The following is a 14,316-nucleotide window of genomic DNA, read 5'->3' as shown; positions in this document are numbered from 1 at the left end:
CTGGCCTCCTGCCATTTATTCCATCATTGACCGTTCGATCACCAACATCTGCGGCTTGTCTTCGCCATTGCTGGGTTGAATGGAGAAGGGATAGGTCCCCCACCAGGGGCCGCCCGCCCAATAGGTCCAACCGCGCCAGGGCTCTGCCTTCATCGATGTCAGCATCCCTTCCATCACACTCAGACAGTCGGTTTGTGCCGCGACACCGAACTCCCCCATCAGCAGCTGCTTGTCGTTCTGACTCGCCCAGCTGGCGATCTTGCTCAAGAAGTCGTCCATGCGGCTACTGCTGATGCAGTCCACCTTGGTGCCGGAATAGTTGCTGTCGGCGTACTGATGGACATCCAGTGCCATGTTGTTTAAGGGATCCTGAAACCCGGCAAACAGCTCGGCATTGCTGGGATCGGTGGCTGAGCTGCTGAACCAGCTATGCACGCCGCTCCAGGTGCCACCGGAGACAATCATGAGGTTGGTGATCTCTGCGCGGCGAAGCGCCAACACGGCCTTCTGCGCAATATGGAACCAATTGGTGCGACTCAGGGCCGCCGGCTCATTCATCAGCCCCAAGGCCAAATAGTTCTGCTTGTCCCCGGCAGCGGAGACGATTTGCTGCCAAAAATCCTGCAGCTTGGCACTGGCATCGGCAGTTTTCTCCAGAGATACCCCCTGATATTTGCCAAAGTTGTGCAGATCCAGCCACAAGCAGATGTCATTGTCGGCGGCAAAGCTCAGTACCCGCTGGAACTGGGCCAGATTTGTGCTATCCAGCGCGCCATACGGTGTTGGCTGATAGCGCTCCCAGGTGATGGGCAAGCGGATCAGACGAAAGCCTTTTTGCGCGTAATACTCCAGATCCGTGGTACTGGGGTAGACAAAGTCAAAGTAGAGCTTGCCCGGCAACTTGCTGGCATTGAACTCGGCCCCCGCCAGGTTGACACCGGGCGCCAGGCGAGCGGTCTGACAATCCGCCTGAGCCGTCAGGCTCAGTAGCATCAGGCTGCATAACATCATCCAGCGCATCATAGGCTTGTCTCCATAGAGTGATCTGTTTTGGCCATATCACGGTAATGCTGCAGATAGCGTTGGGCTGTCTGGACCCAGCTGTAGGGTTGCACCGACTGCACCAATTGATGCGCCACCGCAGGATAGTCGACGGCCAACGCCTGATGCCGTGCCAATATGGCCTGGCTATCGGCCTCAACCTGGTTGCGCCCCAACAGGAGACCCAGTCCGGTGGCCGCCACCAGCTTGGCAAAGGGCGGAATGTGACTGAGCAGGGGATAGAGGCCGGCACTCATGGCCTCAATGGCCGCCAGGCCAAAGCCCTCGTGGTGGGACTGGCAGATAAAATAGCTGGCTTGCGCAATCAAGGCGGCCAGATCGGCATTGCTGGGCGACGGCACTATCTGGACGGCCTCAGCCACCCCAAGCTCTTGGGCCAGCCGGCTCAGCTCGTCCGCATCATGGTCATACTCGCGACCGGCGATGATGAGCCGCCACTGGGGGGCGTGACGATGCAGACAAGCAAACAGCGCCAGTGTCTCCAGCAGGCCCTTGTTCTCGGACCAGCGACCAAAATAGATGATCACCGGCTGCAGGCGCTCCCGGGATGCAGTCTGGCGGAACTTGGTCAGATTCACCCCGTTCTCTATCACCTCCACTCGGCTATCGGCGCAAATCTGTCGGAACAGACGACCATCATTGTCACTGGTGGCCACTATCTTGCGATAGGCCAAGGCGCTGAGTCGGGTGACGGTATTGAAGAACACCTTCTTAAGCCCAGAGGCAAAGGGGGTGTGGAAATAGATGCCATGGGAGCTGGCCAGCAGCGGCTTGCCGTGCCAGAACCGCGTCCAGGCCAAAAAATCAAAGAAGAAGTCGACGCCATGAACGTGCACCACATCCGCCTCCCCCAGCACGCCCAGCACCTTGGGACACAGGGGATATCGGCTGGAGCCGCGATACGGCAGCCGGATCACCTCGACGCCCTCCCGGATCTCCCGAGCAGGCAGACGCTGCGCGTCACCACAAAACAGGCGATCCAGCGTCACTATGACCGGGGTCTGCGCGCCGTCGGCCAACTGCTGCTGGGCTATGTTGTAGACCACATCCTCCAGACCACCGATGGAGGGATGGTATTGGCGAACCACGTGATACACCTTCAGGCTCATGGGTTAGCGTCCTTACTGACAGAAGCGGATTGGGCTGAAGAGGAATGAGCAGCACAGGCCAACAGCGAGCCAAACATGAACCACAGCAGGCCGGCCGATTTCAAGGCAAACAGGGAAGTGCCGCTGATGGAGAGGATCAGCGTCATATAGAGACAGGCCATGGCGCGAAAGCGTTCGGCGGGCAGACCGCTGAGGGGCAGGCGCCACAGCCAAAACCAGCCCAGCAGGCAAAACAGCAAGCCAAACCGCGACACCACATAGGCGTAGCCCATATCACCGTAGTTCTTCAGGGGGGACTGGGCACCCAACAAGTCACGAACACTAAACTCGCCAAGAAAAAAACCAGTTCTGGTCAAACGTCCCACAAAAGAGTCTGAATAAGTGCCATGAAAGAAGTAGACGGCATAGATCAGCACCAGGGTGGCCATCAACCAGGGCGCCAGACTAAAGGCCGGCAGCAGGCAGCGGGGCACCAGAAAGCGGGTTGCCAGCAGCAGACCACTCACCACCAGGCCAAACCGCGAGTCGGCATAAGCAATAAGCAGGCCGCAGCCGGCCATAAACCACAGATACTGCCGCTCCCCCGGGCGCCAGTGAGCCAGACTCCAGGCCAGCACCAGGGTGGCATAGTTGCCCAACGAGATGGGCTCCAAAAAGAAGGAGGAGATGCGATGCGAGCCGAAAACCCAAGGCAATATGGTGCGACCTATGCCTTCGGGGCGAAAGCCATTCAAGGTCAGGGCCTGATCCTCAAAGATGGCGCCACTGCCTCCTGCACCGATGCCGCTTTGGTTGGCGAAGTAGGAGAAGGTGTGGAAGAACTTCACATAGGTGTCGAGGGCCAGCCACTCGAAGGCCCCCATCAGGATGGCCAATACCAGCGAGACCGCAATCAGCTTATTCACCAGTCGTACCGAGCCATATACCCAGCCCAGCCAGAAAAACAGAATGACGATCATCATGTCCCGAAAGGGCTTGGGATCCAGATAGCCGCGTAGCAGGCTTAACAGCAGCAGGTTGATGGCGGTCAGCAGAATAAAGGCCCCCAGGTAGTGGGGCACCTCACGACGCAGGCACCACAAACAACCCAAGTAGATGAAGAGCTCCACCAGGATCACCAGGGAGGCGCTGACCCCAAATGCCACCGTATTGATAAAGCACAGGCTCATCTGATAGAGCATGCTGCCCAGCACCAGTGCAAAGATTACAGACTCAGAAACAGAGTTACTTACCCTGGGTGAGGCCTGCGGGGCCAGCGGACTGGCAAACGCATCAGCGTACATGACCTTGCCCTATCAACAGATGACGCTGAGAGGCCGGGATAGCCGCCAGCAGATCCCGAATAAACGACTCCTGCAGGGCAAAGGCCCGGTTATCCTCCGGATCGATGGAGGAAACGCGAAATAGCAGACCGTCGGGGATCACCCCTTGTGCGGCATAACTCAGTTGCAGCAGCTTGCGCTGCCAGCCGGCGTGCACCGTCTTGTCCCCCACCAGCATCCAGTAGATAAGGGGTTCGTGCCTGGCCCCTTGCTCCGTGACCATCTTCTTGGCGATGACCCTCTGGCCATCGAGAGTCAAGGTCAATGGCTCGGCCTGCTTGATGACGAACCCCTGCCCCACGTAACAGATTTCGGGTCTGTGTACCTGAGAGACATCATTGGACTGATCCTGGCCGTAGGCGATAGACAACATGATCTGTTGTCCCTGACCGTTGCTGTAGGTGCGCACCAGTTGCTGATCATACAGGGTGTCCAAAGCAGCCTGAGTCTCCGGCAGTATGGTCTGACTGTTGGTCACCGGGAGCTGTTGCCAATCGGCAAATTGGGTCGGCACCAAGGTGGCCAGATCCAGCCGATGCGTCTGTGCCAGCAGGGTGCGATTGGCGATGAACAGATGTGAGGTGCCGGCAGTAATCAGTAGCAAGGCGCTAAACACCATGGCCGATGGCCAGCGCTGTACAGATGCAACAACAGTCGACGACACGGCCGCTGCGGCATCCGAGTTGTGAGGAACCGGCTCGCCATCTTGGGTCGACTGCGGTTGGGATTTGAACCAGCGATCCAGCAGGCTATCCAGGCTGATGATGACAAACAGGGCCAGGGCGAACAGCAAGAGTCCGGAGGCCTCATGCATAAAGCCCTGGGCAACATCATTGCCCAGGTGATATGTCATCAGGGCCAGTATCAACACCCGCAGGGTGTTGGCCAGCATGGAGATGGGGAAGATCAGCACGGCGATTATGAGGTTGCGCCAGCCTGACTCCCGCTTCACCGCGTTCAGATAGAGCAAGGCGATGGCTTCCAGGCTAAACAGGGAGTTGATACCCGAGCAGGCGTCTGCCACCAGCAGTTGATATCCGCCCAGCGTCAAGAGGACACCACTGCGGGCCACGGGGTAACCCAACCAGTAGAGGATATTCTCGGCAGCGATGGAGATAAGCTGCTTCATGGGCTGCACTATCACATCCGTGATGACATAGGGCAGCGGGATGACAAACAATAAGAGCAGCAGGGGGAGCAGGAGGGCACGGCAGGCCGGCAAGCCCAATTGCAGACAGACAATCGCCGCCAAGAAGGGGATCAAGGCCCCGACGGTGAGCATGGGCAGCAGCAACAGGTTGCCTACCACATACATCAGCAGTGCCAGGGCCGCCAGGCTCCAGCCGAGCCAAGGCTGGCTGGGGGCCGGCCGGCTTAGCTGACGCGGCAACCCATAGAGAAATAAGAACAGTGCCACCAACAACAAGATGCTGCTGGTGTTACCACCCAGACTCTGCCCTTCGGCAAAATAGAGCCGATATACGGACGGTCCGTAGACCCCCAGCATGGCTACCAGCATCAGGCTGACACTGGCGGCCAGGGAAAGGGAGCCGCGGTTAGGGCTGCTGCACTGCAAGTCCATCTCTCACCTACCTGGCATGCTGATAGATGCAACCCAACAGGGTGCATTGTGCCAGTTGCAGCCGTTGCTGCATGGCCTTGAGCGCCTTGAGGCGAGTTCGCCGCTCGGTTGCCACGCACAGGGCACCGGGTACCAACGCCGCCAGTATCTGGCTGTCATAGGCATCCAGCAGATCCGCGCCGCTGATCAGCACCACATCAAATGCCGACTCCACCGCCTCCAGCAACCGCGGCAAGGTGGGCAGGGAGAGCAGCTCCTGGGGATTGGGGGCCTCGGCGCCCCGGCTTAGTAAGGCGAGGTTCTCCAGCACAGTCACCGGCTGAACCAGTCCACCCAGCTGAGCCCGTCCGGCCAGATAGTCCGCCACACCGCGGGCGTTGCTCAGGCCAAACAGCTGATGCAGGGCGCCATCCCGCAGGTTGGCGTCGATCATCAGGGTTCGCTTGCCTGCCTGGGCAAAGGCAATGGCCAGGTTACCCAGCAACTGTGCCCGTTCGACACTGCTATCGACACCCGTCAGCAGCAGACGCTTGTTCTGTGCAGTCAGCCAGTTGAGTTGCAGTTGGCTGCGTAAGCCCTTGATTTTTTCCTTGTCCGGATCGAAGGGAGTAAAGGCCATGTAAAGGCTGGGGTCCAGTCCCCCCTCCCCTGGCGTCAGCACCGAGTAGGCAAATTGTTGTGCCAGCACCCGTTCCAGATCGGCCGCCGTGATGAAGCCCAAGGCCTGCGCCACCTCACCGAACTTGCCCCCCTGCTCTTGCTGGTGACGCACCACCTGCCCGGCCTGCTGTTCAGTCAGCTTACCGGCCGCAATCAGCAGGTGGCCAACCCGTCCAATCTGATCGGGACCGTCATGGGCACCCACCAGGGTATAAGTCGCGACCGTACTGTCATGAATCGCCATCAGCATGCTCCCTCTTGATTCAGCACTCGACCTGTGACGGAAAGCGGCCCAGATTTGCTTTTGTACTTGTGAGACTCAGTACCCAGTTGGATCAGCACAGGCATTGCCAGATCCCGCTCGAGATCCGCCACACAGCGCACCCGACGATCCAGCCATTCCAGGGCGTAGTTCAACGCCGCTGCGCAGAATAGAGCCAGGATGGCACCAATCAACAGATTGAATTTCAAGACCGGACTCACGGGTTTGGCCGGCGCTATGGCCCGCTGCAGCACGGTCACATTGGTCATGCTGGCATTGGCCTGCAGCATGGACTCAGACCAGCGCTGCATCAGCAGGTCAAAGTTACGCTGGGCGTTCTCCACCCCTCGCCGCATGATGTCCAGCTGAGCCAGCTGTCCCTTCATGTCCAGCACCGTCTTCTTTTGCTCTTCCAGTTGCGCGTTCAAGGCCTTGACGCGACTCTGAGCTGTCTCCACCTGAGACTGCATCATGGTGGAGTACTCTCGTTTGAGTTTGTTGAGCTGGGCGCGGGTGGATGACACCTGGGCTGCCGCCTGCTTGTAGCTGGGGTGATTGGGCCCTTCTCTTTGTGCCGACTCGCTCAGCAGCTTCTCCTGCTGTGCCAACTGTATGGTCATCTGCTGGATCACCGGGTTGGCCAACACATCCGGTGCCGACCCCTTGGTCAGTTCGGTGAGCTTAGACTGGGCGGTGGTCAGCTCTCCCTGGGCCTGGGCCAACTCACTGGCCAGGTAGTTGAGCTTCTGATTTTCCAGATCCAGCCGCTCATCCGGCGCCTCGATCAAGCCATGTTGCCGCTGATAATCCGCCAGCTGTTGCTGCTTTTGCGCCATGGACTGCTTGAGCTCTTCCAGTTGGGTCTGGAAAAAGGCCTCGTTCTGCTTGGCCATCTCGACCCGACTGTCCACCACCACGGCCTTATAGGCATCCACAAAGCCATTGAGGATGGCGGCGGCAAACTGAGGATCTGTTGCCTTGTAGCTCAAGGTCAGGGTGCTGCTGCCCTTACCGGGCTCCACACTGAGATTGCTCAGCAGAATGCTGGCCAGCCAATCATCAATGGTGTCGCCAGGCCCGGGATTACTGTCTCGGTAGCTCTCCTGAATGGCAGGAAAACTGGTCAACTTCAATGCCTGAACCACCTTACGAGCGCTGTTATGGCTGGCCAGCATGCTGGCCTGGGTGCCCAGATAGTTTTGATTCTGACCCGACATCAGGTTGGCCACGTTCAAGGTAACGGGATCGGCATTACCTGCATCCACGGCAATCACCGCCTGCGCCAGATACTTTTTGGGCATCAGCAGGCTAGCCACCACCACCAGGGACAAGACCGCCAAAAATACGCACACAAACAGCCGTTTGCGGGACAACAAGATGGTGAGGAACTGTTGCACTGTCATCTGATTCTCCGCCGGTTAAAAGAGGCTTTCGCCGACAAACACCACATCCTCGGCCTGGAGTTGGGTGCCCAGGTTGGCCTCTTGCCGCTGTTGCGGCTGTTGGGCATCGTCACGCTGAATGTCGATGTCGTCGCTGTCGGCCTTGCCGGTGAAACCACCTGCCATGGCGATGGCTTTGACTACCGTCATGCCGTCATCCAGCGGATACACGCCGGGACGTTGCACCTCGCCATAGACGTAGATTTGCGCCTGTTTGGGCACATAAATCTGGTCATTGGGCTTGAGACGCACCTTGCCCAATTCATCACCGACCCCGTCAGTGGCCAGATCACTGAGACGATAGCGACGACGCAGGCCATCCCGGATCAGATAGAAACTGTCGCCGCCGTTGGCAGCAATGCCGCCCGCTGTGGCCAGGATGCCTACCAGCGTGGTATCGCCGTCCAGTCGATAACGCCCCGGCTGATTGACCGCCCCCACCACCGAGACCGTCTGACTACGGTACTGGGTGATGAAGAGATTGACCTGTGGATGATTAACAAAGCCGCCCGACTGCAGACGCTCGGCGATCCGCGCCTCGGCCTGAGAGAAGGTCATCCCGGTGAGCGCCACCGCCCCCACCAGGGGCATCCGCAGGCTGCCGTCACTGGCAATCTCCGCCTCCAGGGCCAAGTCGGCATGGTCATAGACGGTGACCCGCACCACATCACCCGGCCCCAGCCGGTACTGGTTATCGATGCCATCCGCCGCCCAGACGGCGCTACTCAGGCTCAAAGCCAACCACATCAAGCCAAATAGTCTCATTGCAGCCCCTTCAATCCTTGTTCCAGATGCTCGGTCCCCGCCTGCGCGGCCGTATCGGTCGTGACAGGCTTGGACTCAGACTCGGCCTCGTCAGCAAAGCGATGGCGATATTCCACCTTGGCCGCCTGACGCAGCTGCACCATCTTCTGCTCAGCCTGCTCCCGCAGCTCACTCTGTTTGACCAGTGACACCAGTTGTGGCTTGGCCTTCTCAAGGCTGATGGGCGAGGGTGTCCGCTGCTCCAGTTGGATCAGCAGCACCTGCTGTCCCTGCTTGAGCTTGACGATGTCGCCAGGCGCTATGGTGACGAGTTTATCCAGCAGCACATCCGGCAGCTTCTCTGCCGGCACCTCGGAGTGATTCTCCGAGAAGCTGTAGCCTTGTTGCTTGAGAATGTCCCGCAGCTGCTCGGCATCCGTTGCCTTGTCCAGGGCAGACTGAGCGCTGGTGGAAATATCCTCCGCCGGGATCAAGAAGTTGGCCAGGGTAAAGATCTGACGTTGAGCAAACCGCTGCGGGTGGGCATCGTAGAAGGCCTTGAGGGCTGCATCAGCGGGTTCACCGGTGAGGTTCAGCTCCTGGGCTGCCACGGCCTGCGCCAGCACCTGACGCCGGGAAAACTCCAGTGCCTGCAGCACATTGGGGTTGCGATCCAGTTTCAGCTCATCCGCCTTCTGCACCAGCACCTCTTGATCGATCAACTGATCCAGCAACTGCTGCTTGCTCTTTTGCTGAGCCGCTGGCAGGCCATTTTGCTGCGCCAACAGGTAGTTCAACTGCAGGACTGTGATCTCCTTGCCATTGACGCTGGCCAGTACCTGACTGCCCACTTGTTTGTCCTTGTCACCGCAGCCGGTCAGCAACGCAACCAACAGCAATCCTGAGCCCAGCAGCAGGCCATTGTTCTTTGTCATAGGTGTTCTCGTGTCGTCGTGCATCAGTAGGCGTTACCATCCTTTTTGATGACCTGCAGCACTGTCATCAGGATGATCTTCAGGTCCATAAACAAGGACCAATGGCGCAGGTAATCCAGATCCAGCTGGACCCGGCGCTCCATCTTATCCAGGGTATCTGTCTCTCCGCGGCAGCCGTTGACCTGGGCCCAGCCCGTGATGCCCGGCCGCACCTTGTGGCGGATCATGTAGCCCTTGATCAGCTTGCGGTAATACTCGTTGTGGGCATTGGCGTGGGGACGCGGGCCCACGATGCTCATGGTGCCTTCCAGCACATTGAGGAACTGGGGCAGCTCGTCGAGGGAACTCTTGCGCAAGAAGCCACCGATAGGCGTCAGCCGCTGGTCATTCTTGGTGGCTTGCTGCACCTTGTCACCGTCTTCCATCACCGTCATGGAACGGAACTTATAGACCAGTATGCTCTCACCATCGGCACCATAGCGCCGTTGTTTGAAGATGACGGGGCCCGGGGAGGTCAGCTTCACCGCCAGGGCAGTGACCAGCATGATGGGCCAGATTAGCGCCAGTATCATGGTGCCCAGCACAATATCTTCCAGCCGTTTGACCACCGCCTTGAGGCCGCGGAACGGCGACTCGCAGATGCAGACCACCGGCATGCCGGCCACATAGTCCACATGGCCCTGGATCATGTCGTAGATGAAATAATCCGGCACAAAGTAGACGGAGGCGGTACTGTCTTTGAGTTCGTCCAGCAGGCGCATCACCCGGGGTTGTGAGGACATGGGCAGGGAGATGTAGACCCGATCCAGACCATGCTCGGCCGCATAGGCGGGGATATCGTCCAGCTTGGCCAGCAACTCGGCTTCGGACACCCCCTCAAGGCGTTCCAGCTCCCGGTCATCAAAATAGCCGACAAACTCCATGTTCAGATAACCGTTGCGCTCGATGCGCTCCCGCAGCGCTTGTCCTGCAGTATTGGCGCCGACGATGGCCACCCGCCGCTTGCGCTGATGCATGGGCAGCATGACAAACTGACGCACGGCCGCATGGCTGATGATCAAGGTAACGGGGGCAACCAGGGCCCAGGTGAGGATATAGGGCGGGTAGAAATAGTCACTGATGCCGCTGGCGTAACCCACTAGAAAAATGATCGCCAGGATCAGCAGCCAATTACCGATAAAGGCAACCAAGGCGCGACGATTGCGCGTATCCCCTGGCATAAACAGGAAGGTACCGTCCATCAACACCAGGGTCAGCAAGAAGGCGATGACAGACAGGATCAACTCCGTGCCCATAAACACCACATCAAAGGCAAAGTGCAGCAGATAGAGACTCAGCACCACCATGATGGGATCGAGAAACGATTTGAACAGGGTGGCCAGGGGAGCAACCTTCTCCATTTCGCTCAGACGGGCCGCCATGGAGGGCATGCCCAGCTCGTGCTGGTAGGGGTTGGGTTGACCATTCACGCTTGACTGGCCAAAGGCGATTCCATCCGTCGTCATATTGTCCATAAGCTGTCCCGTATCAATAGCTGTAGGTAAAGGTCAGGCCACACTGCTGATAGTCATAATCGGTATTGGCCTGGTTAGAATCCCGCTTGCCTAATGTCCAATAGGATTCGGCACGTATCTTGTCTGTGGTTTGCCAAATCAGCGCCATGCGATACATCAGGGCCTCGTCCTTGCGCTCCTGTCCCAAGGTGTCATCCAGTCCATACTGGGACCACATCTGGCTGACTCGTCCCTCCAGACGCCATTTTTGCGCCAGCTGCCAACCCGCCTCGAGTGCCAGGGTATCGGAATAGGAGACACGCACGTTGTATCCAGGATCCTGCGAATCACGCTGATAGCTAAGATCCAGATCCCATCTATCAGAGGGCAACCAGTGGAACTTGGTCCCTCCCAGCCAGCTGCGCTTGGATGAGTCATTGCCATCAAAATGCCACGCCATGAAACCGCCTACCGCAGACCACTCCAGCTTGGCGGAAACCGGCCAGAACAGGCTTAGCCTCAGCTTATCCAGTCGATAATCCAGCACCTGAGCCGCCGCTTGCTGGTAGTCGATCCACCGGCTCTCATAACGCAGGGTGACCTTGCTGCCACGCCGGCTGGCAAATTCACTCTGCACCCCCGCACCCGAGTCATCTAGATCCAGCTGCTCATAGGTGCTGCTGCCATGCCGTTTCTGCTCCAACCAGCCATCGGCGCCGAGGCGAATTCGGCCAATCCGGCCATACGCCAGGCCGCCTTCAAATCGCTGCCGACTCAGCATGTCCATGACACCCGCCTGTACATCCTCATATGAGGAGAGCTCACGACTCTTCATGTAGCCCAGGCTGGGTTGCCAGCGCTTGCCGACTTGGCCTAACCAGCCGGTGGACAGGCGATAGCCATGGTAATTAAGCGTGTCATGTTGCTGATAACGGGGTGAAAAAGCAGATGCCGACAAACTTACCTGCTGTTTGGAGAAAGACTGTTGGTACCCCAGGGTGGCCGTGGGCGTTAAGATGGTATCCCCGCGACCATCGACGGCACTTGCCTGTTCCGGCAAACGGAACAGGTTATCGTCATACATCACCCCCAAGGAGGCGTTAAGAATGAAGTTATCCTCCTGAGCGGCCCTGACCACGTTGGTCACCAACAGGTTCGCCAGGAACAGACCACCACACACACCACGCCATCCTAGCTGCCCAACGCGTCTCACGACTCCCCTGCCCCTTTTGTTCTTTGTTCTTGCTTATCTTGCTGGCTTATCGGCTTGGCTAAACCGACCCTCAGATCGACTTAGCCAAGCCTAAGGAATAACAGTCGGTGATTTGCATCCAACACACTGTCATCCCTGCGCCTACACACCAAACGATGAATCAGATCATCGGATTAAACGGCGAATTGACCCAGAGCAATATTCGACTTCTTCTGACGGCGACGAGCCAATGCCAGACCCGCAACCCCCAGACCAATCAGAGCATATACCCCCGGCTCAGGCACAGTTGACACGCTAACGTCGGTACCGACCCAGTTAAGGACCAAGCTATAACCTTCATCAGGGGTAAACTTCAACCACCCATAGCTCCCATCAGCGAGGGATGCATTACCAAACGTAACGTTTGCAAAGAACAGTGGGACAGAACCGAGCGTGTTCACAGTAACTGAACCATTCGTCTCCTGGCTAAAGCTGCCCCCAATACCCTGAAACAAGCTGTAACTTAAGCTGGCAGTAGATGACAAGAACTCAACGAGGATGCCATCAGAGGATTCGAGCGTTTGAACGTCTGCTCGAGCCACGTTGCTGCCCAGCAGGCTTGCGCCGACCAAGAGTGCTCCCAACCACTTGGATTTACTCATATATATCTCCGTTTCATATATAGGGCTGATCGCTCAACCACTGTTTCAGGCTCCCCATCGCCATCTTGGCATCTGGGTAAACCCACTCTTTGAACCCAGTTGCCCAGGGCAACCAGGAGTTGCTGCAGGCTTTTCTTGCTACCTGCAAAATCGTTACAGGGCCATGGCCCCTTGCATGCGCAGACTACGCTGCTGCCGGACCAACCCCAACACCAGCAGACCAGCCAGCATCAACAGGGGGGCGGCCACGCCCTTCAGCCAGCCATTGGTGTTGGCGGCAGAGGAAAAGGCCGCATCATCCTTGGCAACGACCCGGAGGCCAGCCTGGGCAGAAGCAACCAGAGCCGGCAGCGGCTTAGCGGTTGCCCCACCGGTAGTGATGAAGGCCGAGTTGCTGGGAGCCTGCGGAAGACGATTGACTAGCGTACCGATATCGGCGGTGCTCAGGCTCAGCTCCAGAGAAACCACCTGAGCAGACTCGGCATGAAGACTGAATCCCAGCATCATGACCAGCGCAGCACGGCGCAGCGACGTAACAGAAACTTTTTCCATGGCGAATCCCTCATTCCTGCAAAAAAACATATTCCTTGAGCTCAAATGTCGATTCATTCGACACACACACATCCCATTTTGCGCTCGAGATCACATTTGCAAAGAGCGTGCCTTGGTTTCACTAAATTTTACAAATCCGCCACAAAGACACGGAATATCCTGACGGAAGCTTATGCCTAAGCATGATAAGCTACTATCACAGAGATAAACGTTGCTTCTATGTGTTGATTTGGGAAAACCCCAGATTCAGCAACCGGCTAAGATGTATGATCAAAGCCTTTTTACTGGACTGATATGTCAGTCTGATGGCGCTTGCAGGAATCTATTGTTGAGCACTGTCGGCCGGCGCATTGATGTGGCGCACCAAAAGGTGTCAATTGCACCAGCCGCGATCAGTGTCTGTTCAACGTGAGTCTTTTGCGTAACAGCCTTCTAACAAAAGGCGTGTTCCGCGTCGCAAAAGAATCCGTTCGAAACCTTTTACAGCGGCAAATTACACGGCGGAGTGTCCAGGGAATGTAACAGCTCCCTAACAGGACATTGCGTTGGCCATTCTATAGACCCCTGCATAGGGGGTCAATTCTCATCTATCGCTGTTTCATACTCGCTCCCCTGACAAGCCTGACAGGTTGCAACCGAAAAACCTTCCACTTTGTGCTATATTGCGCGGCCATTTCAGTAAGAGGATGTTGACATGACCATTTCCCAATTGATGGAACGCAGCGGTGGGCGCTGTGAGCTGTGCGCTGCCGACCACGATCTCCAGTCGCTGCTGGTACCCGCCTCCTCCACCGAGGATGCTGATCACAGTGTGCTGCTCTGCTCACACTGCCAGGCAAATCTGCAACAGGCCGATGTGAGCCAAGCCGCCCATTGGCGCTGTCTCAACGACAGCATGTGGAGCCAGGTGCCCGCCGTGCAGGTCATGGCCTATCGTCAACTCAAACACCTGGTCGCTCAGGGCGAGCTGTGGGCCCAGGATCTGCTGGACATGCTCTATCTGGATGAGGCCACGCAAGCCTGGGCAGACGCCGGCCTGCCGCAGACTGACGAGGATGACACCTCGCCGACGCTCGATAGCAACGGGGCTCGGCTGCAAGAAGGGGACGCCGTCACCCTGATCAAGGATCTGGAGGTCAAGGGCGCCGGTTTTACCGCCAAGCGGGGCACCCTGGTCAAAGGCATCCGGCTGACCAGCAATCCTTTGCACATCGAAGGCAAGATCAACGGCGTCCAAATCGTGTTGGTGGCGGCCTACCTGAAAAAGGCCTGATGGGAATGCCTGGCCAAGAAATGGCC

13 protein-coding genes are annotated in these 14,316 nt (G+C 57.7%); 1 reads left to right on the top strand and 12 read right to left on the bottom strand.

The features are described from left to right. Positions 1-15: 15 nt before the first annotated feature. From ABD847_RS00455 to ABD847_RS00400, 12 genes are all read right to left on the bottom strand, one after another. Positions 16-1,023, bottom strand: coding sequence for a glycoside hydrolase family 5 protein (locus ABD847_RS00455; protein ID WP_345008955.1), 1,008 nt, complete (start codon positions 1,021-1,023; stop codon positions 16-18). Then, complete coding sequence (locus tag ABD847_RS00450; protein ID WP_345008953.1) at positions 1,020-2,171, bottom strand: glycosyltransferase family 4 protein; 1,152 nt, start codon at positions 2,169-2,171, stop codon at positions 1,020-1,022. Before ABD847_RS00450 ends, ABD847_RS00455 begins: the two co-directional genes overlap by 4 nt. Then, positions 2,168-3,454: a hypothetical protein gene (locus ABD847_RS00445; RefSeq protein ID WP_345008951.1), complete on the bottom strand. Its 1,287-nt coding sequence runs from the start codon at positions 3,452-3,454 to the stop codon at positions 2,168-2,170. Before ABD847_RS00445 ends, ABD847_RS00450 begins: the two co-directional genes overlap by 4 nt. Next, positions 3,444-5,075 carry an exosortase-associated protein EpsI, B-type gene (gene epsI / locus ABD847_RS00440; protein ID WP_345008949.1) on the bottom strand — a complete coding sequence of 544 codons (1,632 nt, stop codon included), beginning with the start codon at positions 5,073-5,075 and terminating at the stop codon, positions 3,444-3,446. The genes ABD847_RS00445 and epsI overlap by 11 nt, the downstream gene beginning before the upstream one ends. A gap of 7 nt (positions 5,076-5,082) precedes the next feature. Beyond that, entirely contained in the window at positions 5,083-5,985 is a 903-nt protein-coding gene (locus ABD847_RS00435) for a CpsD/CapB family tyrosine-protein kinase (protein ID WP_345008947.1), read from the bottom strand. After that, positions 5,979-7,400, bottom strand: coding sequence for a hypothetical protein (locus ABD847_RS00430; protein WP_345008945.1), 1,422 nt, complete (start codon positions 7,398-7,400; stop codon positions 5,979-5,981). Before ABD847_RS00430 ends, ABD847_RS00435 begins: the two co-directional genes overlap by 7 nt. A 15-nt stretch (positions 7,401-7,415) precedes the next feature. Beyond that, positions 7,416-8,204, bottom strand: coding sequence for an SLBB domain-containing protein (locus tag ABD847_RS00425; RefSeq protein WP_345008943.1), 789 nt, complete (start codon positions 8,202-8,204; stop codon positions 7,416-7,418). Continuing rightward, complete coding sequence (locus ABD847_RS00420) at positions 8,201-9,118, bottom strand: EpsD family peptidyl-prolyl cis-trans isomerase (protein ID WP_345008941.1); 918 nt, start codon at positions 9,116-9,118, stop codon at positions 8,201-8,203. The genes ABD847_RS00425 and ABD847_RS00420 overlap by 4 nt, the downstream gene beginning before the upstream one ends. A 23-nt stretch (positions 9,119-9,141) precedes the next feature. After that, the gene (locus ABD847_RS00415) at positions 9,142-10,632 is read right to left on the bottom strand and encodes an undecaprenyl-phosphate glucose phosphotransferase (RefSeq protein ID WP_345008939.1); all 1,491 of its coding nucleotides are present in this window, start codon (positions 10,630-10,632) and stop codon (positions 9,142-9,144) included. A 13-nt stretch (positions 10,633-10,645) separates the two neighbouring features. Continuing rightward, on the bottom strand, positions 10,646-11,824 hold the full coding sequence (locus ABD847_RS00410; RefSeq protein ID WP_345008937.1) for a porin family protein: 1,179 nt from the start codon (positions 11,822-11,824) through the stop codon (positions 10,646-10,648). 173 nt (positions 11,825-11,997) lie between these two features. Further along, a complete protein-coding gene (locus ABD847_RS00405; protein ID WP_345008935.1) occupies positions 11,998-12,465 on the bottom strand; it encodes a PEP-CTERM sorting domain-containing protein in 468 nt (155 codons plus the stop codon). Between the two features lie 153 nt (positions 12,466-12,618). Then, on the bottom strand, positions 12,619-13,017 hold the full coding sequence (locus tag ABD847_RS00400; protein ID WP_345008933.1) for a hypothetical protein: 399 nt from the start codon (positions 13,015-13,017) through the stop codon (positions 12,619-12,621). A 694-nt stretch (positions 13,018-13,711) separates the two neighbouring features. Between ABD847_RS00400 and ABD847_RS00395 the strand changes: the two genes are divergently transcribed. Beyond that, entirely contained in the window at positions 13,712-14,290 is a 579-nt protein-coding gene (locus ABD847_RS00395; RefSeq protein WP_345008931.1) for a PhnA domain-containing protein, read from the top strand. Positions 14,291-14,316 lie beyond the last annotated feature (26 nt).

The organism is Pseudaeromonas paramecii (assembly GCF_039540575.1).
GTDB classification, from domain to species: Bacteria; Pseudomonadota; Gammaproteobacteria; order Enterobacterales; family Aeromonadaceae; genus Pseudaeromonas; species Pseudaeromonas paramecii.
This window is presented reverse-complemented; position numbering and strand designations above follow the sequence as displayed.